We start from the raw sequence: 25179 nt of genomic DNA on the forward strand, positions 1-25179 counted from the left end.
CCATCCGTCAGATCACTTCAGGGCTTCGCCGGCCTTGGCGTCGTAGGCGGCCGCAGCCTCCTCCGGCGTTGCCGCGCCGGAGGCCACTGTCGAGAACAGGTTCTGAAGCAGGTTTGCGCCCTCGACCTCGGTCCAGCCCGGCGCCGCGGGGGTCGCACGTGAGTTGAGTGCCGCCTGGAAGAACCCAGCCTTGACCTCGCTGAGGTCGCCTTCGACAGCTTCGATGCTCTCCTCGCTGTTCGGCATCAGGCCCTGGTCACCGAAGACGTACTCGGTCTGGATGTCCGGGTTCACTGCGATCTGTGTCCAGATCAGCGCGAGCTCGGGGTTCGCGCTCTTCGCTGCGATGCCCCACACCGATCCGCCGAGCATGACCGGCTGGGTCTCTTCGTTCTGACCGGGCAGTGCGAAGGTGCCGAGGTCCGCCTCGGTCAGTTCGGGGTTGGCGTTGAGCGTCGCCGTGACCGAACCGTTCGAAGCGATGATTGCGCCGGCCTTGCCATCGGCGAGGATCTGCTCCTGCTCAGGCTTGTCTGCCGAGACGGTGCGCGATGATTCTGCGGAGTACGTGTTCTGGAATTCTTTCCAGGCTTCGATGCCCTTGAGCGAAGCATCGGAGCCAGCGGTCGAGACCCACTCGCCGTCCTCCTGCGTGGCGATCTCTCCGCCGTGGTCCCACATGAACTGAAGGCCGACGTACCAGTGCTGACCGGGGAGGTACAGCGGCGAGAAGTCTTCGGCCGGGTTGGCAGCTGCGACGGTGTCGAGCGCCGCCGTCAGTTCGTCCCAGGTGGTGGGTGCTTCGGTTACGCCCGCTTCAGCCCACATGGTCTTGTTGTAGATGACGGCGCGGTTTCCGGCGAAGCCGGGGATGCCGTAGAGCGACCCATCGACGGTCGCGGGCTCCTCGAGGCCGCCGAGCCAGGTCTGACCCTGCGCGAGGTCCTCACGGTAGTCGGTGACGTCGAGCAGTGCACCGTTGGTGGCGTAACCGGCGACCTGTGTGTTTCCGATGTCAACGACATCCGGTGGGGTGGATGTACCAAGTGCGGTGCTCAGCTTCGTGCTGATGCCGTCCCATGGCTGCATCTGCACGTCGACCTCAGCGCCGGTGCGCTCGGTGAACTCTTCGTTGATGGCGTCGAGCGTGGCCTCGCTGTAGTCGTCCTGCATGACCCAGACCGTGAGGGTCTCGCCCTTGGCATCAACGCTGTCCGGGATCCCATCCGGGAGGCTGGAGCTTGCTCCACCTCCTGTGCTGCATCCGGCCAGCGCCAGAGTGGCCGCGCCGGCTAGGGCGAATGCGGTCACGCGATTGATCTTTCGCATCTGTACTCCTCTATGAGTCTCGGTGGACCATCGCGATTGGATGCCGATGGATTAATTAATAATTCATGCTTATTTATTATTTCACAAGAGCAAATCTCCAACTCGATGCAGGTCGCGGCATCGAATCGATTGTCCAGACTCCCGCGCACCCGCTTCGGGATATCGATGATCACGGCGATTGCGCCGGCCTAAAAGACGCAGCGCGCTGATGCGGCCGCCCCCGAAATGGGGTCAAAAGTACAACCCACTCGTACTGCGCTCCCCGTCTCCCCTACCCGGGCACGTGCACCCTTTTGGCGAGCACAGGTTTCTCCATCGACCATCGCGCGAACCGTGAAGAGCGTCCGCACCTTGCCATTCACCCGGCGCACTCCGGCCTTCGACTCGGTGCCTCAGTTCGAGGCGCGGCGATTTCAGCACAGGTAGACGGCTTACTTCACCCGACTGTCCGGAGCGGCCATGTCATACGGTTCGGGCGAGGTGGCCGGGTCGAGGCGTTGGTACCGTGGCGCCCGCTCGCACAAATGACCACTGAAAGTGAGGACAAGAATGTCCACCGCCGATCCCTTTGAGCCAATACACGGGGGCGAAGCCTTCCGTACACATATCGACCCGTTCACCTTTCCTGAGAACTCACTTCCTCCTGACGAGGCCTACGAACTCATCCACACCGGGCTCATGCTCGACGGACGCGAGACGCTCAACCTTGCATCGTTCGTCACGACATGGATGGAACCCCAGGCAGAACAGCTGATCCACGACTCGCTGCGCAAGAATCACATAGACCACGAGGAGTATCCGGCCGCTTCGTTGATCGAGGAAGCGTGCGTGCACATGCTGGGTGATCTGTTCAACGCCCCTGACCCTGCTGAGGTGGTCGGTGTTGCCACCATTGGATCTTCCGAAGCCATCATGCTTGGCCTTCTCGCGCACAAGCGAAGCTGGCGTGATCGACGCCAGTCCGAGGGGCTGTCAACGGATCGACCCAACGTTGTGTTCGGTGCGGAAACCCACGTTGTGTGGGACAAGTTCGCCAACTACTTCGATGTGGAAATGCGCAAAATTCCCATGCGACCTGACCGGTACGTCATGAGCGCAGACGACGTCGAAGAGCAGGTAGACGAGAACACGATCGCCGTGGGCGTTGTTCTCGGCACGACTCACATCGGCGAGGCAGACCCGATCCCTGAGATCAATGAGCGATTGCTGCGCCTGAAAGCCGAGAAGGGGTGGGACATCCCGATTCACGTTGATGGCGCGAGCGGTGCTTTCATCGCCCCATTCGCTCACCCCGACTATTTATTCGACTTCCGACTCGAGCAGGTCGCGTCGATCAACGCGTCCGGGCACAAGTACGGCCTGGTATACCCGGGCGTCGGTTGGCTCGTGTTCCGTGACCGGTTCCAGCTCCCCGAAGATCTGGTTTTCAGCGTCAACTATCTAGGGGGCGCCCAACCCACGTTCACCTTCAACTTCTCGCGTGGCTCGGCAATGATCCAAGCTCAGCTGTACAACTTCCTCCGCCTCGGTCGCAACGGCTATAAGTCGATCGTCGCCAACATGCTGGACAACGCGCGCCATCTAAACGAGCGTCTCGAGGCGAGCGGCTGGTTCGAAATCCTCAATCCCGGGCTCAGCGAACCGGTGGTGACGTTCCGACTCAGGAACGATTCTGACTTCACGGTCTACGATCTGTCGGCCCGGCTCCGCGAGCACGGCTGGATCGTGCCCGCGTACAGCCTCCCGCCGAACGCGGAGGACGTTCATCTCATGCGAGTGGTAGTGCGCCTCGACCTCAGCCGACAAATGGTCGACATGCTGATTCGTGATATCGAGGATGCCTGTACTCACTTGTCGGAGGAAAAGCCTGCGACGCGCAAACACACGAGCCCGGATCTATGGACGGCCCCCGCTCTGATGGCGGCCCACCAGAAAGCCCGCACTGGCCAACGCCGGGCTTGAGATGCACAAGCCCTCCCGGTCGAGCGCACTGGGTCTCAATGTTCCCGCAGGCTGGCACCTGGGTCAGGTTGACGGCCCGCCGTTCTTTGCAACCCGTGCAGTGGTCAGACGCCCTGATGGGACGGAGATCGATTGGAGCACGCGGCGTCACCGCAAAGGGCTCGCGCCGATGGCGACAGAAAATCGCCCCGTTCGCCGCCTTCGGGACCTAATGCGCGGAGCGACGCTGTCCAGTTGGTGCATAGGCGGCCTGTTCATGGTCGGGGCTTTCTGTTTCGCGCTCGGCTCGCTTCCGGCATTTTTCAACCTTGCCGATTCCGCGCTCGTCGCGTGGGTGTTCTTCGGTGGGTCGATTTTCTTCACGGTCGCGAGCTACCTGCAGTTCCGGGAGTGCCTTGCTGCGCCGGAGACGATCGACCCGGCAGGTTCACGCAAACAAGGTTTGCGCTACCTCGTCGGGTGGCGAACGCGCAGCCTCGGCTGGTGGGCTACGGCGATTCAGCTTGCCGGAACGATCCTCTTCAACATCAGCACGTTCGCGGCAACCCGGCAGGACCTTGCGGTTGATCAGGAGCGGAAACTCATTTGGGCGCCCGACTTCTGGGGATCAGCGTGCTTCCTCATCGCCAGCGTGCTCGCGTACGTTGAGGTCTCTCCGCGAATCTGGAGGCACCCCCGGCGCGATCTCGGGTGGCATATCGCACTACTCAACCTCGTCGGATCGGTAGCGTTTGGGCTGGCGGCCATTGGTGCGCGCTATCTGCCCACGACGTCGGAGCCCGCGAACATTGCACTGGTCAACGCCGGCACGTTCGTCGGTGCTGTGTGCTTTTTCGTCGGCGCTGCGCTGTTACCAGCCGAATCTGCTGGCTCGGAGCGCGCGCCGAAAGTGGCTTCGAACATGAACTGATCAACGCCCTCTCCGCGGCCAAGCCCCTTCCTCAAGATCACCCCGGCAGGGGGACCCTCCAAGTCACGCTTACGACCACCCTGAGAAGACGCGCAACACATGCCGCCATAGCCATCGATGTTCAACGGCATGGGCGCGGACCGTCTTCGCAGTTTAAGGAGGAGTGGGTGAACGTTCTCGTCGGCTTTGCTGTCGTGATCGCGATCACCGCTGTCACCGTCACCGCAATGTTGCTCGTCCGCAGACGTGCTCCGTCTGGCAGCTATTTCAGTGATGGCGACCGGGCATCCGGGGTTTTCGGCGTGCTGGCCACCGGCTTTTCTGTGCTCCTTGGTTTCATAATTGTGATCGCCTTTCAGTCTTATGACGAATCGCGGGCGGGAGCAGAGGCGGAGGCCGCGATCGTGGCTCAGCAGGTCCAGACCGCCCAATTCTTACCAGCGGACGCTGCTGAGGATCTGACCGGTCAACTCGTCTGTTACGCGCGTTCGGTGATCGGCCCTCAATGGGATGCCTTGGAGCGGGGGCAATTGAGTGAGTCCATTAACCCCTGGGGCGGGCAGATGTACCTCACTATCAAGGCGGTTGATCCGGAAACCCCCGTCGAGCAGTCAGCTTACGACCGATGGATGGATCAGACGGGAGAACGAGAACAGGCGCGACTCGATCGAATACACGCGGCTGGAGGACTCATCCCTTTACCTCTGTGGATCGCTCTTTTCACAATCTTTGCCGCAATCCTTGTCTATATGTTGTTCTTCGCCGATCCGGACGAGGGACCGGCAACCCAAGGCATGCTGATGGGGAGCGTCACTCTGACCATCAGCACCCTTCTGGTACTTCTTGTCTTCTTCAATAATCCGCACGGCCCGGGTGTCGGACAGCTCCGTCCGACAGCGATGGAGCGCGCAACCCGGATCATCGACGCCGAGCTCGACTTTGTCGGGCTGAACCTGAACCCACCATGTGACAGCAATGGCATCGCGCGCTGATCAAGGGGCTGCCAGCCAGGACCGCCTCGAACTGCTTGTCACCGTGCTCCTCGTGGTCGCAGCCGTTGCCACATCGTGGAGTAGCTACCAGGCGACTCGATGGCACGGCGAGCAGGCGCAGGCGACAAGCCGCACGAATGCCATCCGAATCGACGCCGCTCGCTCGTCGAGCCTTGCTGAAGCTCAGACTGAGGTGGACGTGGCTACTTTCATCGCGTGGGCTGACGCAGATCAGAGCGGCGACGCCTCGCTCGCCACCTTCTACACCGAGCGATTTCGTCCCGAGTTCACGGTGGCATTCAATGCGTGGATCGCGACGGAGCCGTTCACGGACCCGAAAGCGCCGGAGACTCCGTTCACCATGGCGGAGTATCAGGTCGAATCGAAGAATGAGGCAGCTCGGCTCGACGACAAAGCGGAGGAATCCGCGGCTGAAGTTCGTCGTGACATCCAACGGGCAAGCAACTACGTACTCTCAGTCGTCCTGTACGCCGTAGTTCTGTTCTTCGCCGGTATCAGCACCAAGTTCAGCAGCCGGCGACTTCGCGCCGTCATGCTCCTCTCCGGTCTCGCGGTGCTCGTGGGCGCGCTGATCTGGGTTGCCACCTTCCCCGTGAGCATCGGCCTGTGATGCCCCGGGAACCGCGCTGAACTCGCCGCCACCGGTCTGGCGAACTTCGGCACGGTCGACTGCGTTTGCCTCCGACGGGTCAGTCCCCGCCAGCGATGAACGCTTCGAGCTTCGCGACCGCTTGATCAATGCCGAATGTCGCGGCTTTCTGCCGGGGAGGAAACTCCTCGAACGTTGTCAGGAACCGAGATATGAGAGCTTGGGAAGCGAGAATCAGATAGGCATTCTCGAGGATCCAGTTGTAGTACGTGTTCGAGGTTACGTCTGCGCGCTCGAACGGGTCGGTACGCAGGTTGTAGAGCTTCGGCACCCGCAAGGTGACAAATGGGTCCGCCCATACCGCAAGTGTCCCCGCCGTGCGTTGCTCCATAAAGACGACCTTCCAATTGTCAAAGCGAAGTGCAAGAACGTCGCCGTCGTCCGAGAAGTACACAAGACCTTTCCGAGGGCTCTCTTCCTCTTCCCCGGTCAGATAGGGCAACAAGTTGTAACCGTCGATGTGGACCTTGAAAGTGGCGTCGCCGATGGCTTTACCCGCCTTCAGCTCCTCGACAGTAGTTGTGTCCCCTGCCGCGGCGAGGAACGTGGGCAACCAGTCGTGGTGCTGCACGATCTCGTTTGACACTGTTCCGGCGGGGATGTGACCTGGCCATCGCACCATTTCCGGGACACGGAAGGCGCCCTCCCAGTTTGTGTTCTTTTCGCTGCGAAACGGAGTCATTCCTGCATCGGGCCAGCTATTCATATGCGGCCCATTGTCGGTGGAGTAGATCACAATGGTGTCGTCCGCGATGCCAAGCTCGTCCAGTTGATCAAGGAGATCCCCAACGAGCGCGTCGTGATCGATCATCGTGTCGTGATACTCGGACTGCCACCGACCGGCTTGACCAACACTCTCGGGCTTGGGATGTGTCCTGAAATGCATGTGTGTGGTGTTCATCCACACGAAGAACGGCGTGTCCGAGCTGACCTGACGACTGATGAAGTCTTGAGCGGCCGCCGCGAACTCCTCGTCGATCGTCTCCATCCGCTTCTTGGTCAGCGCGCCGGTGTCCTCGATTCGTTGCTTGCCCCGGCGGCCGTATCGTCCGTCCTCCGTGTCGTCATCCTCGTCGGTCGCCCACGAGCGGATGACCCCGCGCGGACGAGCGTGCGCGTTGAAGTCAGGGAAATCCCTCTCGGAGGGCCAATTCACCGCCTCCGGCTCCTCCTCCGCATTCAGGTGGTACAGATTGCCGTAGAACTCGTCGAACCCATGCACGGTGGGAAGATATTCGTTCTTGTCACCGAGGTGGTTTTTGCCGAACTGTCCGGTTGCGTATCCGAGCGGTTTCAGCACTTCAGCAATTGTCGGGTCCTCGGGCTGAAGGCCGACGTCGGCCCCGGGCATGCCAACTTTGCTCAACCCGGTCCTGAATACGCTCTGCCCGGTGATGAACGAACTCCGCCCAGCGGTGCAGCTTTGCTCGCCGTACGAATCGGTGAACCGCATTCCTTCCTCAGCAATGCGGTCGATGTTCGGCGTCCGATACCCCATCAGCCCGTCGCTGTAGCAACTCAGATTTGTGATTCCGATGTCATCTCCCCAGATGACCAGAATGTTCGGCTTCCCGTTGGGCATCGTGCGCTCCTCCGACTTGAAACGTCGACGCCTTCACCGGCGCGACCTGAATACTCGACCCTGTCACCGGACTTGGCGTTGTGTATCACCCGCATCGGGTGAACGTAGGCAAGAACGGCTGATTGAACACGGTTCCAGAGCCAAGACCAGCCGGGAGGGTGAGCGCCAAACCGGGTCGCTGGCTCTATGGCGATCCCGCTTCGACGGGACCCGCGTGCTTCCCATCCTGGGACGGCGTGGCGGACGTCGGCAGTGTATGACTGACGGATGCCGCGGCTGACGCTGCGTCGTAGAGAGTTCCCACGGCCGCGCGGTGACGACCCATGACAACAGCCATCAACACGCCCGCGAGGCTGAAGATCGCCATCACCCATGATGCTCGGGACAGACCATCGGCGAGCGCCTCCGCCGTCTCGGCACCGGCCGCCGTCTTCGACGCGATCACAGAACCATAGATCGACGCGGCGAGCGCCGTTGCCACCGCCGCTCCCACGTAACGAGCCATGTTGGACACACCGGAAGCCTCCCCCACCTGATTGGCCGGAACCGACGCCGTTGCCGCCGACGATGCCGGCCCGTTGGAAAGCCCCATGCCAACGGCAACGGCGATCAGCGGCAGGACAAAGATGGCATAGCTCCAGTTCGTCTGCGTGAAGCCGATGATCGCGAACCCGACAGCCGTAATGGCAAAGCCAGCACCGACCACCTGTCGACCACCGAACCGGGCAGCCAGCCGAGGAACGAGAGGTGCGACGATGACCAGCCCGACCGTGGCCGGAAGAGTCGCCAGTCCGGCCTGGAACGAGTCGAAGCCAAGGCTCGCCGGATCCTGGAAGTACAAACTCAGCAGGTACATCAGCGCGTTGATGGTGCCCGCACCGATCAGGATCGCCACGGTCGATCCCACCAGCACCCGGTTGCGAAGCAGAGCGAGATCAAGCAACGGCACCTTCACGCGGCGTTCAACGGCCACGAACGCAATGCCAGCCACCACCCCGAATGCCAGCGAACCCAGCGTCGCCAGCGAGGTCCACCCCCACTCGGCGCCCTTGCTCATCGCAAGGATGATCGGACCAAGCGTCAACGCGACGAGGATCGTGCCTGCGAAGTCGATGGAGTGCGATCGGTTGGGGTCACGCGACTCGGCAACCGACATCGCGGTGATCACGATGCAGACGACACCAACCACTGCGTCAACCCAGAAGAGCCCCTGCCAGCCGGTTGTGCCCACAAGCAGCCCGCCAACCAGCGGCCCGGCAGCCGCACCGACCGCCGCCGCAGCTCCCCAGAGCGACACCGCACGCAATTGCGCCTGTTGCCCCTTATTGGCCACGGTCAAGAGGCTCAGCCCGCAGGCCAGGATCGTCGCACCGGCAGCCCCCTGAATCATCCGACCAGCGATCACCATGCCACCGGTCGTCCCCAGAGCGATAAACACGCAGGAGGCGACGAAGAGCAGCAGGCCCAGTTGGAATATCCGCCGACGACCGAACACATCGCCCAGAGATCCGGAGGTAATGATGACAGCCGCACCAACCAACGAATACCCGGTGACAGCCCACTGAAGATCGGTCACCGACATCCCGGTATCCTCACTGATCGCAGGCAGCAGGATGCTCACCGCCGACGTGTTCGCGTTCACCACGAGAGTCGAGAGACAGGTGGCGATCAGAACGCCGCGCGTTCGGGCGACGGTCTCTGTACTCATGAGAACCTCTTTCGTGATTCACGATCAGCGACCGCCAGCGCGACGGTCCGGGTGCGTTTTCAATCAAATGCAGAGAGCGGATGCTGTACGGTCGCGGCTTCGTGGACCGCCTTCGATGGGCGAAGGCGCACGCTCGCAACCCGCGAAAGGGCCGCGAAGGTCGAGGATGATTCGCCGATCCGTGTCGTCGACGACGACGCGGCTCGAGCTCCGGGTGGAGGAACGACTCCCCCGGACTTCGAATCCACAGCCGGCATTCTCACTCCTCGTCGGTTCCGAACCACAGTGTGAAGCGCCCAGAGCTGACGCCCGGGCTACGTGCTTCTGCTGACAGCGTGCTCTCCGCGAACAGATCGTCGCCTCACCCCTGCCGGGTGATTGCACCTGCGGGCGGGGCTTTACGCGAAAACGGGTTGATCCATGTGCGCGGAGTTGATGGGCATAGGCGTCGGCACCGACTTCGCTTCAATCAGTACAAATGACCACTATCAACGTAGTGATTGTGGTTGTAGAGTGAGAGCACTATAAACATAGTGTTCACCGAAGAGGAGGTGCGAAATGACCACCACGATGGCAGCGAAACCTGCGATGCCCATGGTCGCCGACGTCGAGCACACATTCATAGATCTGGCGGACGGGCGCATGCATGTCGCGACCCTGGGATCGGGCGACCCCGTGCTGCTGCTGGCTGGATTCGGTCAGACGTGGTGGGAGTGGCGCGATCTCATGCCCGCGCTGGCCTCTGCGGGCTATCAGGCAATTGCCCCGGATCTGCGGGGCGACGGCTGGACTGATCTGCCAGCCAGCGCTATCACACGCACTCGCCGCGAAGAAGACGTCATCGCGCTACTCGACACGCTGCAGCTTGACTCGGTGCGACTCGTGAGCCACGACATCGGCTCGATCACGGCGTTCCAGCTCACCTTGGACTTCCCCGATCGATTCACCGCGCAGGTGCTGCTGGCCGTTCCGCCTCCACAAATGAAGTTCTCACTCTCTCTTATGCCGGGTATGCGTCATCTCTGGCACCAGGAAGTGATCCCCATTCCGGGACTCGGACCCGCTCTTCTGCGTGGGGGACGATTACCCCGCAGGCTGTTCTCGAACTTCTCGGCGCGACCAATGGATCCCGAGGTCGTGAACCTTGCCGTCGAGATTCTCGGGGACCCGGAGATTTCAGAAGCCTCGGCATTGTTGTGTCGGCGGATGGTGCTCACGGAACTCGTGCGAATCGTTCGGGGAGCGTACCGGAACGAGAGATTCGCGATGCCGACCCTCTTCGTCTTCGGCACCGAGGACATCGTGTTTCCTCCACAGATCGCCCGGAAGGTGTTCGAGAACCCAGAGACCATCGGCGCCGACGTCCGACTCGCGCTCATCGACGGGGCCGCGCACTACATCATTGACGAAAATCCGGATGCCACGGTACCCGTGATCGTAGATTTCCTCGCGTCGGTGTGACCGGCGAGATTATTTGCGGCGAAGGGCGCGTCCCGGACGATCAGAGCGAACCGGAATCAACCTCGGATACTCAAACGACAACCAAGTAAGTCCCGCAAACCCATGAGTTTCCGAGACGTTGTGATCGGGCCGACATGATTTGAACCCGCGACCCCTTGGAGGTTATTTCCTAAACTCTGGTTTTACCGAAAATCGCCGAAAACTGGCGGATTCCCTTGTGTTTACAGGGAACCGGGCGGTTCGCTGCCTCCAATTGTACGCGGTCAATTCGGGTCAGATGAAGTTGAATTAGATGACTAAATGATGACCATTTGAGCCCCTTTTGGCGGCACTCCGAGCCCTCCAAACGATTCTCCCCGTGCCGCCGCGTGTCATCGAGCATGGCTGTGCTGGCGCTCGATCTGCGGCCTGATTTGCATCACGACGGCGTTACAAACGGGCAGCCATTTGGGGCGTCGATGAGAAAGGTAAGACGGGTGAGAAGCCTTCCACTTGCCGTGGGCGGCGATTGCCAGCTAGGCACGCGGCTGGCAGGTGCACCCGAACCCGATGTCTCCAAGGCGCGCTGCGCTGACCTTTCCACAGCGGCGGCACCGCGTGTGGTGAGGATCATCCCTGTACGAGGGAGCTGTCAAAGGGCCAAGGTAGTCGAAACCCTGTTCTTCGATGAACGATTTGGCTTCCTCGTAAAGCACCGGCGTTAGGTCGGCCCACTCCCCCTGCATTCGGCGGCTATCCGCTGCCCAGCTACGCCAGAAACACGCACGGCAGGTTGGCTCTCCCCAACCATTCTTCTCCAACGTGTAGTTGAAGCGATAGTGCGCCTCAACGCTGCACGTCCGGCACTCGGTTAACTGCCAATCATCAGCGTGCGTGAACGACTCCAACGGACGCAACCCACCCTTGCGCTGAATGTCTTCTATGTGGCCGGCGCACCACGTCGGTTTAGTCCGGGTCTTGAATGCTGCCACGGCTCCGCAACCGTCGATCGAACAGGTCTGATCGGTCGGGACGGGGATCCGTCGAAGTGGCTTGGGCGGTCTAACGACCTGCGGTTGAGCTGCCAGCGGTGAGGCGCGCTCAGTAAGCGGTAGTCCTCGCAGACGACTTGGTACTTCGGTGTCTGAGTGGGAGCCCGCATCCGGCTGAGCGACACTGCAATTAACAAGAACCTCGGCACCATCAAGCATGTTGCCATCGAGGCAGCGCAGGAAGTCATCCTCCGTCATCACCTCAATCTTTTGACCCTTGTCCTGCAATTCAAATACCTTGCGCGCCTTGCCCGTAAGATTCGAGCCAGGACGCAACACAGCCGGGTTCATGTCGCCGACAACGAGGACATTCGTTCGCTTCGTCGTGTCGTTCTGGGGAATCGCACCAACCTTGGCGAACTCCTGTCGGGCAATATCGCGAGTCATCGACATCAGAGTGCCCGTAAACACGACGACTCGTCCGTACAGATATCCGCCCGGATCCGCTTCAGCATTGACTTCAATTGGGGTGAAGCTACGGCCGCTAGACGAAGCCGCGGTACTCCCCCGGTAAATGCCGCTACCCATTCGCCCGACACCCACACCGACCGAAGCGGCAAGCTCCTCGAGGTCGGCAACTCCCTGCTTGGCCGCGAGCCGCGCGACAATCTCGACGACCGCGTTCGCGTCCGCAAGAGCATCGTGGTGATCATCCAGCAAAAAGCCCAGCGACTCGGCCACGAACGGCAACCGGTAAGTGGGCAGAGCCAGAGCGCGTCGGGCCATGACGAGCGTGCACAGGAAGTTCATCTCCGGCCACTCGATACCGTCCAGTGCGCAGGCGTACCGGATTACACCGGTGTCGAATCCGGCGTTGTGAGCCACAACGACATCGTCACCGATGAAACTGACGATGTACGGGAGGATGTCTTTCCACCGAGGGGCGTCCGCCACCATGTCGGCGGTGATTCCATGAATGGCGATATTCCAGGCGTCGAACCACTCAGCACCCTCGGGCGGCCGGATCAACCAGTGGCGTTCGTCCACGGCCTGGCCATCGCGGACACGGACGAGGCCGACCGAGCACGGTGATCCTCTGTAAGAGTTAGCCGTTTCGAAATCGATCGCAGTGTAGTCGAGCATTCGGTCACACACGCCTTAAGTCGTCAGTTGGAACAGGTCTAAGCCGAACTGGTGCAGGCACGACGGGTGCGGGCCAGTTGGGTCCGAGCCGAATCGGTCGCACGCCGAGAGTCTCGGCCGAATGGGTCACATCTGTGGGTGCAGTGGAGAGCAATGAGCGCAACAGATACGCGGTGGCCACCGCGTCATCGAGCGCGGCGTGGGTGGGTGAGGCATCTATACCGAGCCGATCGCACAGAGCACTCAAATTTGCTGGCTCGCCCGGAAACAGCCGCTGCGAAAGCCGCAGCGTGCACAGCGTAGGCCATGACATCGGTCGGGCTCCTGCTCTTTCAAATTCGCTCGAGAGAAACTTAAGGTCAAAGGGAGCATTGTGTGCAACGACGATCCGTCCCGACAGACGATGCGCAACTTCATCGATAATCCCAGCAAATACGGGAGCCTCGCTCACGTCTTGACTGCTTATGCCGTGGACGTGGCGAGGGCCGGTATCGACTTCCGGGTCGATTAAAGTCGACCAGGTGTCAGTAACATTGCCCTTGGAGTCCAACGAAACGAGAGCGATCTCGACGACACGGGCGCCGTTGCGGGGCGAGAGCCCGGTGGTCTCAACGTCCACCACCACGAACGGTGTCTCGCCAAGCACCGCTAGCTCGTCGACCGACGTCCAAGATTCAGGCACGACATCAGGAATAGCGGGATGATCAGCAACGATCGACGTGAGCTCATCCCACGCGCCATCAACATCAAAATCTCGCGCGGCGGCTGAATCCCTCAGCAGGGATTCACTTAGGTACTCGTCGTACTTGTCGACATTCTGTATCGGGGCGCTACCTGCTAGATCACGAGCAGTAGGCTTCGGCATGGAACCGATTGCCGCGAGGATGCCGAGAAGCTCTTCGCGTGTGACGTCCTGGCATTTGATCGTCATCGATTCGACGCTGTTCTTCACGCCCATGATTGTCAGCATCGCGCTCAGCGTCGTGCAAACTCGACTGCCACGCCACACGAACAGCAGGCAGTTCTTGCCCGCACTTACAACCGCATTCTCCGCGAGATCATGCTGCGCAAAGGCTGACTGCCCCTCAGCGAAGAGCACTCTTGCCTGCTGATCGAGGTAAGCGGGGACTTCAGTCGCCACGTAGAGCTCGCGCATCTTCTGCCGTATGCGGTCAGCGATATCGCCTGAGCTCGGGTTGAACTGAGGAGTGACTCCACCGCGTGCCTCAGTCAGCTCGATCGTCTTCGTAGCGGTGTCGACCGCGACGACGAGCCATCTTCGGCCGGCGAAAATCATCATGCTGTCGACGAGAACCGGGAAGTCGACAGGGATTGTTCCTAGAAGCTGCCCGTGCGCGAGCAAGCGATACTCCTCCGACGAGGCGAACGCTGCGTAGAAACTGTAGTGGTTGATGATCCGCTCGCCCACGACTCCCGGCAATAGCGTGCCGTCGCCGGCTTGCGAGAGCAGCTCGGTAGATCCGAGGTTCCGCAAGAGCTCGACGAACTGTGATCGCGAAACGTATTCGAATGGGCCCGCTGCACACAATGCGTTGAAGAGCTGTCCTGCAGTCGCGCCGCCATGTTGAGCCACAACAGAGAGGATTTGTTGAATCAGAGTCGAGAGGTGGAGCTTGGTCATGGCAGGAGGTTCATACCAGTGTTTGAGCATTAGGTCCACAACTGCGGCCGTTTGAAAAGTCCTAGTGCGAAGCCTGTCCGTGACATTGGTCTCCGAGTCGAGCCCAGTCTCCGTGAGGTATATGCGCAAGACCGCGGGCTTGCCGCGGCGCCCAGAACGGCCGACGCGCTGACGGAGTGCCGCGACCGAGTAGGGCGGTCCGATCTGGGCCACCGAGTCCGCAGACCCGATGTCGACTCCCATCTCGAGCGTCGACGTGCACACGGCGGTCGTAGGGGTGGAGGGATCTTTGAGTCTGGCTTCAACATCTTCACGCAGCTGCTTGGACAGACTTCCATGATGCGGCAAGAATTCATTCGGAACGCGTGCTGCGTCGCTGGCCTCTCGAAGGCTGTCGGAGTATGTCTCGACGTCGGACCGAGAGTTGGCGAAGACTAGATTGTCCTGGCCTCGTAGTACGCGAAACAGGTGCCCAGCGATCGTTCCTTCACAGGGGCTCGATCCGTTTTCGTCAGTGAACTCAAAGGCTGTTTGCTTCGGACGACGGTGCTGCTCGCCCGATTCTCTGGGTGGCGGCGACAGGCGGTATCCGCGCACTTGAAGCCGCAGGTCAGAGCGCCCTTCCGATTCATCTCGCACGACTTCGACGTCGGCGCCCCGCCTCGGTCGAAGAAAGTCCGCCGCGGCGCTGAAGTCCGCAAACGTCGCGGACAGCCCAATACGCACCACGCGGCGGCGGGTTGCAAGCTCGATCCGGTGGAGTAAGGACTGAAGCTGAGCGCCTCGCTCTGTTCCGATGAACGAGTGCATCTCGTCGATCACCACATAACGAAGTCCCGCGAACAGTGCTGGAACCTGCGGCCCTTTGAGCACGAATTGCGCCTCAAGTGCTTCCGGCGTGATCAAAAGCAGGCCATCTGGCTTGCGAGTCAGTGCCTGTCGCTCAGAGCCGGAGACATCTCCATGGCGTCTGACCACGGGCATGTCGACAAGCTCGCACAGCGATTCCAAACGCTCGAACTGGTCGTTGATGAGTGCCTTCAGCGGGCTGATGTAAAGAGCTTTGATTCCAGGGGCAGATATTCCCGCTTCGGCTTCGTACGCGAGCTTCGAACAGATCGGCAACCACGCCGCTTCCGTCTTGCCGCTCGCTGTCGCTGCACTGATGATGACATCGCGGCTGCCCTCGAGGATCGGCGATATCGCCAGCTGCTGCACGCGGCGCAGCTCTGCCCAATTCTGGTTCCAGATCCAGCGCTGTACCTGTGGATGGAGGTCGTCGAACCCACGAGACGGGATCAGTGCCCGCGAGCCGGGCTCAGAGTCGAAATGCGGTGAGGTCATCGTCGTCTTGGGTCGATGCGACAGAGAGTGCAGCCGCGAACCTCGGCCCGTTAGATGCCGCCGGTGCAGACTCAGCCCAGCCGTCCGACTCGCCGCCCCCGTCGATCGGCTCCAGATCAGGATTAACTTCCTCGGCGATCTGAACGGTGCCGACGAGGTCGACCCAACCTCGATCGGGGTTCTGCTCGAGCACTGCGAGAAGATCCAGGTAGCTCTTGATCGACGTGCGTGGGGTGCGGAAGTAGGAATTTCCAATTCGAGTCTGGCAATGGGCCATGTATGCCTGGATACCGTCATCCGGCATGAGGTAGGCCTCCGGATCGCCCGATGCCTGCACGTGACGCAGCTTGCAGAGAAGAACGAATAGATCTTCCGGAGTAAGTCCCGGCAGCCGAATGACCGGGCCGGAATAGTCGACAAGCCCGTCCACGGCGAAGGCGTTCTCGGCAAGGCGCGTTTGGAGAGCTGAATACGAGTAGAGGCCTCTTCGCGGATCCATCAAGAAGTCCGGCGTACCGCCCATGACGAACCCGAGACCAATGGCCGTGCCTTGCGTAGCGTCGTTGACGATCCGCAGGATCTGTTCGTAGTTGGCATTGCGCGCCTGCGTGTGCGCGAGTTTGTACAGATTGACCATCTCATCCAGGCACACCAGCAAACCACCGAACCCGGCCAAGCGCACAAAGACTGCGAGCAATTTGAGCTGGTCGTAGACGTTCGAATCGTCGACGATGGTGCGGACGCCGAGGGCATTGCGAGCGTCGGTCTTCGTCGTGAACTCCCCGCGCATCCACCGCACCGCGTCGGACTTGAGCTGCTCGTTTCCGTTGTCGTGACCCTCCCAGTATTTGGCTACAACCTCGGCGAAATCATAGCCGCCGGTGAGCTCCGTCAGCTCATCCAGCCGCTCTCGAATAACCACTTCAACCGCCTGGTTCGAGGTCTTCGACTCGTTCAACGCTTCGGTGATGAAGCGCTCGAGGACGTTGGTCATGGCGCCGCCATCCGGTTTGGCGCGCGTCGACATGTTGCGCATCAGCTCTGCGTAGAGGCTTCGTGCCTGACCCCCGGTCGCCTGCAGCCGGCGATCTGGCGAAAGATCGGCGTGCACCGTGACGAGCTTCTGCTGCAACGCCATCGATCGCACCAGATGCAGGAAGAAAGTCTTCCCAGATCCGTAGTCACCGATGACGAAGCGAACGCCCGAACCCCCATCCGCAACCCGCTCGATGTCGGTGAGGAGCGCTCGCACCTCGTTGGCGCGTCCCACTTGGATGTGCTGCTGGCCGGTGCGTGGCACAACACCGGTGCGAAGGGCTTGCAGCACTGCATCGCGGTCGCGAGGGCGAATCGTGTTGGGTTCGGTCACTTCATCATCTCCTGTAGTACGTCGAGGTTGAGGAACAAGGTGTCATCACCCTCCAGCAATAGGTCATCAGCCACATCGAGGGCGGCTTCGTTGAGGGTGTCCAAGGCACCGTTCGGCAGCACGTCGAGAACTCGAGCGATCTCCTCGAAGTCGGGGCGCGAAATTCGTGAGAGTCCCGCCAGCCGCCCAAGCAGTTCGGAGTGGGCAGAATCAAGGGGACCGAAGCACGTAACCTCAACTGCTGGGCTCGCCACCACGGAAGGCTCGTCCTCGGCGAACACGTCACGCAGGAGTGCAGACACTCGAGCTGTCTCTTGAATAGTCAGATCGATGAGCTGTCGGTTGAGAACGAGCCCGTTCGGCTGCGCGTCCGCCGGGATTGCAGCCTTCGGATCAGAGGGCTTGGCGGGAATCGACTGCCCAGCGACTGGGGACGGCGCGCGCCACACCGTGATCGGCTCGTCGTCGACAGTGCGAGGCTCGATCGCCACCTGGGTGGACGAGAGCGCAGTGTGCAGCCGTGATGCGACCAACGAAGGATTCTGGCCGAGCACAGCGAAGATACGCATCAGCATGTCGACCTCTTCTTTCGCGATGACCCCATCACTGACGGCGACGCGAATAAGGAGGTCTGCCAAGCCCGAGCTCTGCTTCGAGCTCAATTCGGCTACCCGCTTTGGGAGCCCGTTGAGCTTGGAGGCGCCGGTGGCGACCCATCGTGCGTGAGAGTGGAGTCGAACCTTTTCTTCGTCGCTGAGTCCCAAAGAAGACTTGATGTGCTGCAGCAGCGTCGATCTTTCAACGTCGACAATGTGGCCGTCGGCAGCGCTGACTGCGACAGCAAGATGCACGAGAAGCTGAGCCGCGTCGTACTCTGCCGTAGGCGATCGAGATCCTCCAACGGGCGCTGGAAAAACAAGCACGGGCCGATCTCTGGAGAACGGTTCACCGCCGAAGCGGACATCCGGCTCGACGCCAAACCCGAGCTCGCCCAGGAGTTGAGCAATCGGCACCGACTCCGCCTTGGTCAACCGAGACGTGTGCTCGCTGTGCCCCCACAGCCGAAACAGGTCGGAAGCTGCACCCTGCAAGCCTGCTTTACTGAGCGCTTCAGCCCACTCACGCAGCGCGCTAACTCCGTCGAGGGTCGCGTTGATGAGGGGAGCTGGCAGCCGCGATATAGCTTCTAACGATGTCTCCGATCCCGGATTCTTACCGATGTAACGGCTGTAGCCATCCAGCATCGATTGAGCAGAGTTCGCAATCGAGATCAGAAGGAGCCGTGGTTCAACCGCGTCGAACACATCGGGGATGCCCTGGAGCGTCGTTTCCGTTGCACCAATGCCAGAGCTAGCCGGAGTGTAGGTGAACGACATCGCCCTCTTGACCGGCGGGACCACCACGCCGACTCCGCATCTCTCCCGATACAAGACCTTGAAGAGGGCCTCATACTCCTGACGGCACCTCGTCGCCGGTGTCCGCAGAGTAATCGCCGGAGTGAACCACGCCCACGCGAAAGCCAATGCTGCGGGTATCGGCTGGCCAGCCGCTGAGAGGCGCCCTAATTGCACGCGGATCGCGACCGGCATGGAGAATCGGTTCTCAGAAGGACGCGGTGGCGATAAATCTGAAGCGGGGTCCCTCTGCAGCAACAACAGGTCGAGAAGCTGAATGAAGTTGGTCGAATATCCATTGAACGACGAACTCGACGAACGGTACGCCGCCTGAAGCCTGAGCATCTCGTCGCGAATATGCCGCAGCTCGGTCGCGTCATCGACGCCGTCCACGAGCACGCGACGCTCCAGCCCGTACATGAACAGAAACATGAACCCCGTTGGCGCGAGTTTCTCGCGGCGACCGTCCGCGAGCCAGCGCAGATAACCGGCGCGAGACACGGCGCTTATCGAAGCGTAGGAAGGCCAGTACCCCAGTTGATCGACGGTTCTTCGCGCCGAGTGTCGGTTGACGTCCAACATGGGATCGATCAGCGAAGGCTCTACCCCACCGTACGGGGATCTGAGTCCGGACCCGACGTAGATCAGCCCGCCCCGGATTGCATATCCTGCCACATGGACCGTCTCACCGTGCCGTATCCATCGACCCCCGCCGATAAATTCGTTTCGTGGCTGCGCCTCAGCCGAGTCGGCATCCGTTGATGAAGCTGGCTCGACGAAACCCAATGTGCCCGCCGCAAGAGCCGACCTAACGACAGCAGGAACGGAAGCGATCACGCTTCGGGCAGCTGCGGGGACTGAGGCTATCGGCGCCCGGATTGCGCGAACCATCGGTGCGCCAGCACTGAAATCCACGTAGTTCTCGTACGCGACTGGGTTACCATTCGCTTGGAGGCCACCAGCCGTCACCCCCAGTCCGGCTTCCTGCGCGGCGCGCTGGGCTTCGTCCTCTCGCTCCGCCGCACGGATATCGCGGCGAGTCCTGAAAGTTGGCGCGGGGGTACGTGGCACGCTCTCAGCCGCCACATGCGCGGCCTTAGCCGCTGGCAGCAACGGCTCAACGGACTGCGGCTTCCCCGTAGGCAACGTTGGGTGGGTCGACGCCGAATCGGCCGGGTGCTCGTGCGCAAGAATCGTCCACCGAGCGCCATCCCACCACCGGCTTTGGCCACCTGACGAGGTATCGGGGTACCATCCGGGTGCGACGACCTGTGCCGCCGGCGGAGACGCGATCGGCACTGCCACGTTGCCTGTCCGACGGGCATGGGGCGGGACCTGCGCTGATTTACGTCCGCTTCGCCGCATCAGCCACACGATCAGCGTCACCAGCAGCGCGACCGGCGTCAGAAGGATCACAACAACGACGATCACGCCAATGATTGTTCCGAGCGTTTCCGCCATTTCGGGCCCCTCCCCTCGGCGCCCTAGCCGTGTTCATCACGCTAGTGGCAGCTTGCGACATCCGCGAATCCGTCTGGGCTGCGGTGACGTGTCCGTCGTCGATCTACGCGAAGTCGCCGCCAAGCAGCGCCCCCGCTCGACCTCTCCCCTTTGATCGCGTCGCGCTCTGCACGACTTCGCCGAAATCTGATTCCGAGTTTGACCATATCGGCTACGAAGCTCGGCTAACTGCCATCCAGCACACCCAGAACGGGAACCCTCAGCGGGAACGTCCAAGGGGGAACCCAATTGCGGGACAGCGTCGGAACCGCGGACGTTCAGACGCGCTAGCGCACGCCTGCCGACGCACGTCATTGGTCAGGGGCTTGTCGTCGCGGACTTGGCCCGCAGCCAGCCGTCCGTGGTCTCACCATCAATCGTGGCCTCTACCATCTCTACGACCATCTCCACCTTTGTACCGTCCTGCCACCCCGCCGTATCCGACTCATCGACGAACACGGGCAAGTCCTGGGCTCCGTCCTGAGCCTTGAGCATGACGAAAAAGTCTCCGGATGCCCCGGTCATCCATAGATCGGACATGAACAACTCGCCATTCAGCCGGAATTGATCCCCAACCTTGACTCCACCCATCTCGGCGGAGTTGAGCCTTTCGAGTAACTCATCAACGGAAGTGTCTGTGATCACGGCGGCGGGCTCGGGCGCGGCTGATGGTGCGCTTGCCTCGCTTGGTGCCACCTGGGACGGAGTTGGCGACGGCGAGCTCTCATCGCCTTCTCTTCCACTACCTCCGCCTCCGATCGCGTTGATGATGAGGAGCACGGCGATAAGGAGTGCGACTACGCCGCCGCCGATTCCGATCAGTTTCCACGGGGTCTTCGGCTTCTGGCGCCGGAAATTCAACTCCGACCGTACTGTTCCTTGAGTTTGAGAGACGAACTCCCAGCCTTCGTTTTCTATCTTGGCTCTGGTCCTGGTTTCCATGCCGCGAACCGTTTTCACGGACCGTGTCTCGTACTGCACATCCGGTGCGGTCGTCATGTAACTTCCCCCTGGTTCCGGGCATCCAACCGCTTCTGCACGGTTTTCATGAGCTTGCTGCAGTGAATGCGTCTACCACTTCGAGGGGCAGACGCCCCCGAACTCCGATGGCGTATCCGTTCGCGGCTGCCCATGCGCGAACTTGTGCCGGGGGTACCGTGATTACGGGGGTGGCCGATTGAGCAACCGACGTTGTTTCTGAGGCGACTTGGAGTCGCGGGGTGAATTGCGTCCCGACCCGCTGCATGGATGCCGGCTGTAGGTGTGTGAGCAGAATTTCGAACACATCTGGGTGCACGACGCGTGTCCCGATTTCCGTCGCCTTTGCGAGCTTGGTGCCGGCGAACGTTCCATCGGTCACGAGCAATGTGGTGAGGCGGGAGATACTGCCAGCTACGCGCACACCGAGTTCTTCGGCGCGCTTCTCAAGCTTTTCGCGCTGTGCTTCGTCGCATCCGGTGAAGCCGACCTTGTCGCCCACGCGGAGCGGTTCGCCGTGTGTCCAACCGTCGGGGAGCGGAAGGAGGCCTGCGCTCATTCGGGTGGCGCGAGCAGCATCGGCGTGCTTGATGGCTCCTAACACGGTGCTGCGTGGCACTGTAAGCAGTTCGGCCAGAGAGTACAGCTCGGCTCGTTCGTCGTTGGAGACGTGCCCGTCGTCGAGTGCTCGATGCGCGAGAGCGAGGAGGCAGGCGCGATGGGTCGCTGCTACGTCCGCGTCGCTAAGTTCGTATGCTCTGACCAGGTCGGCCAGATGAGCCGTCTCGGTGTCGGACAGGTCGCCGTCTTCGAGGCATTCCAACAGCGTTTCGAGGTACGCCGTCGTGCCTTCGGGTGCGCCCTCGTCGACGACTTCAAGCAGACTCAGCGCGGTGAGCTGTTTGATGAGTGGCGGCTGTTTCGCGCGTGCCGGGGTAAAGCGGACAGGTCGACTATCGATGGGGCGGCTGTTGCTCGGCCTAGGCGCTACGCGCTGCCGGGGCGTGGGCTGACGGCTGGGGCCTGCGGGCCAGAGGACAGTTCGTGCGTGCGAGGGCAGAGTCAGCAGATCAGAGTGGACCTCGGCACCGCCGTGCCCGGCCATGTAGCGGTTCATGAGCCCTGCCGTTGCCCGAGCGTCGCCGAGTGCGGAGTGCGCATTGTCGAGCGTTACGCCGGTCGCCCAACAGCAGTCAGCTAGTTTGCGGCGGGCCAAATCAGGCATGTAGTGGTGGCTCGCGTGCAGGGTGCAAAATGACGGGATCGATGGCGTATCCCAGCCGGCTGTGGCAAACTCCGCTCGAAGGAACGCCAGGTCGAAGGACGCGTTGTGAGCGGCCACCGGCAGCCCCTGCAGGCGGGACGCAACGGTGGGCGCGAGGTCTCGGAAGAACGGCGAGGCCGCGACGTCCGCGTCCCGGATGCCATGGATGTGTGTCGCACCGACCGGCCCCTCCGGGTTGAAACGCGTCGCCCATTCGTCGACCACCCGCCCCTGGGCGTCGACGTGGACGATCGCAAGCTCGAGGACTCGGTCCATCCGAGGTGAGAGCCCGGTCGTTTCAACATCGATGATCGCGAATGTCGGCTCGCTACTCTGTGTCGCCCGGCGCACCGGTCGAGCCTGAGGCGAGGTCGCGGTGTTCTTCGTGCGGCGGCCGAAAAGTCGGTCAAAAAGGCCCATTATGTACTTTCTTCGTCGAGGACAGCCTGCTCAGCTTGGCATGGGAAACCTGCACCTCACGGTTCCTCCGCGACCCCTTTTCGGGCAGCAGCATGCGCCTGTCCACGACAGTCGACGGCACCCGTGGGACACCTCGCAGTCGGTTTGGTTCGCAGTTCGGCGTGCCAGAACGCGGAACCCTGTGCGCGACCGCGTCGGAACCACAGTCGTTCACACGCGCCAGCATGCGCGCTAGCAGTACAGGCTAGAACGGTGCGTCCTCCATCGGTGCGCTAACCGGCAGAGCTATGGGCGCAGCCGTAGTTGACGCAGTTCCGTTTTGAGGTTGGGGTTGGGTTTGCAATGCCCACCCTTTCCTGTCCGCTTTGTTCTTGTCATAGGGCACGTCAAATGCGATGGGCTGCTCGGCATCAATCCATAGGCCGTGGGCGATGGCTCGTAGGCGAGGAAGTTGGGGCAGACCTTCCGCGATCGTCGACCCATAAACATTTCGGAGGAAATTGATACTTGTATCATCGACGCAGGAAAACGAAACTATCGTGTTGCACTGAGTCAGAACTGACTTACTGACCGTTGCCGTGCGCTGAGCGAGCACCAAAAGCCCTACCCCGTATTTACGTCCCTGCAAAGCGATCTGGGTAATTTTCGCGATTGTGCCTTTGGAGTCGAAATCACCAAGTCCAGAGAAGGATGCTTCTGGCATGACCGTGTGGGCTTCTTCCACAACTACTACGGTCTTATTGTTTCCCGTCTTGCCTTCTCTTGCTAGTTCGAGAAGAGTGCTGAGGTACATCTCGGTGATCCATAGGGTTGCCTTCGTATTCGAAATTTCGTTCAGCTCAATGAGACCTAGAGACCCCGCACTACCTGCGAAGAAGTCCTCGAGCGCCTTGCGAATATCAGCGCGGATGTCCTTCGCGAACTGATCCAGCACCTTCTTCTCAGCCCCGCCGCCATAGGCCCCAGTTTCTGCCTCAAAGAGCCGTTTCCCGAGGTCGGCGGCTTGCGCGGCGGAAATCGAGAGTTGCACAGGGTCGAGATCGGAAAGGCGGGGAGCATATTGAGAAGTGAGGTCTATACAGATCACGTTCACCCTGTTCTGCAGAGCGTGGCGGATCAAGTCGAAGGCGAACTCGGTCTTTCCACTTCCGGTCGTGCCCAATATGGCGGTGTGTGACTCGAGATTCTGTACAAAGTCCCCACGCAGCGACACGCCCGTGCCTGGAACAACACCCAAAGTGAACCGACGATCGTCGTTGCCAAGCTCGACGACCGGAGTGGGCCATTCGAAGACAAGCTCATTCATCATCGGTAGATAGTTGAACCGCTCGAATCGACCGTTCTTCAGCAAGCCGATCTGCGTGGCGGAGGCGATGTGTGCGCCATAGTTAAGGCCACCAAATGACTCCTCAGCTGTTTCGGCTTCAGCGACCTGATAATGGACAGGTCCTTCACTGGAAGGGACCACAAATACCTGCCCCGAGCTGACTTGACTGTCCGGGAGAATCTCGACCCGTAAACGCGACAGGTTAGAGCCCTCCCGTACGATTCCGACGAGTGACGCGCCCACGACCCCCGCAAGACCAGCAACTAGCTCAGAACATGTTGGGCCTGCCTCAGCCGAAGGTGGCAGAACAACGGTACCGGCCCGACCACTGCCAGGGACGATCTGAGGGGAGATAAGGAACGTCGCCCACGAGCCATCGCTGCGATTCTCGCGAAACAACGGAATCCCCCATCTCGCGGAGCCGTCATGAAGGTGTATCGCCACGGAAGCATCTCCACCCGGCCAAGATTCGCTCGTCGCAAGCGCGACTCGTGCGATATTTGGGCTGTCGATCCGGTCCAGATTCCCAACCAAGACTCCGCGCCATGCGGAAGATTTTTTCAGTCGGCTGATGAACTGCGGTATACCCAACGGCCAGATCGCGAGATATAGACCCCAGAAGACAAGCAACGGTAGAGCAAGTGCAGACCGTTCACTAGCAAAGAAGAAGATCGCGGCTAGAAATACGACCGAGAAGACGACCTGTGCCCTACCCAATTTTGAAGCTACGAGGTAGGCCACGGCCATTGCCTTGCCGACTCTGCCGCCATGGCCAGCGGACTGCAGGGATAAACAAACGATGCCTGCCACCATCACGAGTACCAAATACGTTGCGACGGCTATCCAAGGACCGCGCGAGACAGATGGAAAGAGCGGAATAATCGTGATGAGAGCAGTGAATGCGTTGACTAGTGCATCACCCGGGGCGGTGAAGTGTTTTTCGAGAATAACCGAACCAAGCACCAACAGGAGGATGCTGTTCTGCACGAGTACAGCCTCGGACGGATCGTTCGGGATGATTTGTCCGGTCGTCCGCACTACCACTATGCCCAGAATGACCATCGCAACGCTAAGGATGAGCACGCGGACCCAGGGACGAGTCCCATTCTCGACAGACTTGGACATTTATCTCCGTTGCACTTCAAATAGATCGGGCGTTAAGCCGATGGGTTCCGCTTGCGGCGCTGCCCCGCACTCCGTGGACCAAGCTATC

15 protein-coding genes are annotated in these 25179 nt (G+C 60.9%); 5 read left to right on the plus strand and 10 right to left on the minus strand.

All coding sequences use genetic code 11. The features are described from left to right. Positions 1-12: 12 nt before the first annotated feature. Entirely contained in the window at positions 13-1329 is a 1317-nt protein-coding gene (locus D9V28_RS06210) for an extracellular solute-binding protein (RefSeq protein WP_121658765.1), read from the minus strand. A 549-nt stretch (positions 1330-1878) separates the two neighbouring features. Here D9V28_RS06210 and gad point away from each other — a divergent pair. The 4 genes from gad (at position 1879) to D9V28_RS06230 (ending at position 5824) form a co-directional block, all read left to right on the plus strand. Next, complete coding sequence (gad, locus tag D9V28_RS06215; protein WP_121658766.1) at positions 1879-3291, plus strand: glutamate decarboxylase; 1413 nt, start codon at positions 1879-1881, stop codon at positions 3289-3291. 256 nt (positions 3292-3547) lie between these two features. Then, positions 3548-4201 carry a YrhK family protein gene (locus D9V28_RS06220; protein ID WP_121658767.1) on the plus strand — a complete coding sequence of 218 codons (654 nt, stop codon included), beginning with the start codon at positions 3548-3550 and terminating at the stop codon, positions 4199-4201. Positions 4202-4368: 167 nt separating this feature from the next. Further along, on the plus strand, positions 4369-5193 hold the full coding sequence (locus D9V28_RS06225) for a bestrophin-like domain (RefSeq protein WP_121658768.1): 825 nt from the start codon (positions 4369-4371) through the stop codon (positions 5191-5193). Further along, positions 5177-5824 carry a hypothetical protein gene (locus D9V28_RS06230; RefSeq protein WP_121658769.1) on the plus strand — a complete coding sequence of 216 codons (648 nt, stop codon included), beginning with the start codon at positions 5177-5179 and terminating at the stop codon, positions 5822-5824. Before D9V28_RS06225 ends, D9V28_RS06230 begins: the two co-directional genes overlap by 17 nt. Before the next feature lie 79 nt (positions 5825-5903). Here D9V28_RS06230 and D9V28_RS06235 read toward each other — a convergent pair whose 3' ends face one another. Then, positions 5904-7445, minus strand: a complete 1542-nt coding sequence (locus tag D9V28_RS06235) for an arylsulfatase (protein ID WP_121658770.1) — start codon at positions 7443-7445, stop codon at positions 5904-5906. 184 nt (positions 7446-7629) lie between these two features. Then, positions 7630-9153, minus strand: a complete 1524-nt coding sequence (locus D9V28_RS06240) for an MFS transporter (RefSeq protein WP_121658771.1) — start codon at positions 9151-9153, stop codon at positions 7630-7632. Between the two features lie 558 nt (positions 9154-9711). On the opposite strand from D9V28_RS06240, the gene D9V28_RS06250 reads away from it, so the two are divergent. Further along, a complete protein-coding gene (locus D9V28_RS06250) occupies positions 9712-10614 on the plus strand; it encodes an alpha/beta fold hydrolase (protein ID WP_121658773.1) in 903 nt (300 codons plus the stop codon). Positions 10615-11129: 515 nt separating this feature from the next. On the opposite strand, the gene D9V28_RS16050 is transcribed toward D9V28_RS06250, so the two are convergent. The 7 genes from D9V28_RS16050 to D9V28_RS06290 all read right to left on the minus strand — a co-directional run bounded on the left by D9V28_RS16050 (position 11130) and on the right by D9V28_RS06290 (position 25091). Continuing rightward, positions 11130-12728, minus strand: a complete 1599-nt coding sequence (locus D9V28_RS16050; RefSeq protein WP_183086438.1) for an exonuclease domain-containing protein — start codon at positions 12726-12728, stop codon at positions 11130-11132. Positions 12729-12732: 4 nt separating this feature from the next. Next, complete coding sequence (locus tag D9V28_RS06260) at positions 12733-15588, minus strand: DEAD/DEAH box helicase (protein ID WP_220700455.1); 2856 nt, start codon at positions 15586-15588, stop codon at positions 12733-12735. 100 nt (positions 15589-15688) lie between these two features. Continuing rightward, positions 15689-17083 carry an ATP-binding protein gene (locus D9V28_RS06265; protein ID WP_121658775.1) on the minus strand — a complete coding sequence of 465 codons (1395 nt, stop codon included), beginning with the start codon at positions 17081-17083 and terminating at the stop codon, positions 15689-15691. Then, positions 17080-19938 (minus strand): TerB N-terminal domain-containing protein, encoded by a 2859-nt coding sequence (locus D9V28_RS06270; protein WP_121658776.1) that lies wholly within the window; start codon positions 19936-19938, stop codon positions 17080-17082. Before D9V28_RS06270 ends, D9V28_RS06265 begins: the two co-directional genes overlap by 4 nt. A gap of 357 nt (positions 19939-20295) precedes the next feature. Beyond that, a complete protein-coding gene (locus tag D9V28_RS06275) occupies positions 20296-20976 on the minus strand; it encodes a hypothetical protein (protein WP_121658777.1) in 681 nt (226 codons plus the stop codon). A gap of 46 nt (positions 20977-21022) precedes the next feature. After that, entirely contained in the window at positions 21023-22639 is a 1617-nt protein-coding gene (locus D9V28_RS06280) for an exonuclease domain-containing protein (RefSeq protein WP_121658778.1), read from the minus strand. Positions 22640-22883: 244 nt separating this feature from the next. Further along, the gene (locus D9V28_RS06290) at positions 22884-25091 is read right to left on the minus strand and encodes an ATP-binding protein (RefSeq protein WP_121658780.1); all 2208 of its coding nucleotides are present in this window, start codon (positions 25089-25091) and stop codon (positions 22884-22886) included. Positions 25092-25179 lie beyond the last annotated feature (88 nt).

It is taken from the genome of Mycetocola zhadangensis (assembly GCF_003668565.1).
Taxonomy (GTDB): domain Bacteria; phylum Actinomycetota; class Actinomycetes; order Actinomycetales; family Microbacteriaceae; genus Mycetocola_A; species Mycetocola_A zhadangensis.

What these genes read in the sequence shown, in the direction of transcription:
- D9V28_RS06210 (WP_121658765.1), bottom strand. Translation starts at nt 1,329, where the DNA reads ATGCGAAAGATCAATCGCGTGACCGCATTCGCCCTAGCCGGCGCGGCC.
- gad (WP_121658766.1), top strand. Translation starts at nt 1,879, where the DNA reads ATGTCCACCGCCGATCCCTTTGAGCCAATACACGGGGGCGAAGCCTTC.
- D9V28_RS06220 (WP_121658767.1), top strand. Translation starts at nt 3,548, where the DNA reads ATGGTCGGGGCTTTCTGTTTCGCGCTCGGCTCGCTTCCGGCATTTTTC.
- D9V28_RS06230 (WP_121658769.1), top strand. Translation starts at nt 5,177, where the DNA reads ATGGCATCGCGCGCTGATCAAGGGGCTGCCAGCCAGGACCGCCTCGAA.
- D9V28_RS06235 (WP_121658770.1), bottom strand. Translation starts at nt 7,445, where the DNA reads ATGCCCAACGGGAAGCCGAACATTCTGGTCATCTGGGGAGATGACATC.
- D9V28_RS06240 (WP_121658771.1), bottom strand. Translation starts at nt 9,153, where the DNA reads ATGAGTACAGAGACCGTCGCCCGAACGCGCGGCGTTCTGATCGCCACC.
- D9V28_RS06250 (WP_121658773.1), top strand. Translation starts at nt 9,712, where the DNA reads ATGACCACCACGATGGCAGCGAAACCTGCGATGCCCATGGTCGCCGAC.
- D9V28_RS16050 (WP_183086438.1), bottom strand. Translation starts at nt 12,728, where the DNA reads ATGCTCGACTACACTGCGATCGATTTCGAAACGGCTAACTCTTACAGA.
- D9V28_RS06270 (WP_121658776.1), bottom strand. Translation starts at nt 19,938, where the DNA reads ATGGCGGAAACGCTCGGAACAATCATTGGCGTGATCGTCGTTGTTGTG.
- D9V28_RS06275 (WP_121658777.1), bottom strand. Translation starts at nt 20,976, where the DNA reads ATGACGACCGCACCGGATGTGCAGTACGAGACACGGTCCGTGAAAACG.
- D9V28_RS06280 (WP_121658778.1), bottom strand. Translation starts at nt 22,639, where the DNA reads ATGGGCCTTTTTGACCGACTTTTCGGCCGCCGCACGAAGAACACCGCG.
- D9V28_RS06290 (WP_121658780.1), bottom strand. Translation starts at nt 25,091, where the DNA reads ATGTCCAAGTCTGTCGAGAATGGGACTCGTCCCTGGGTCCGCGTGCTC.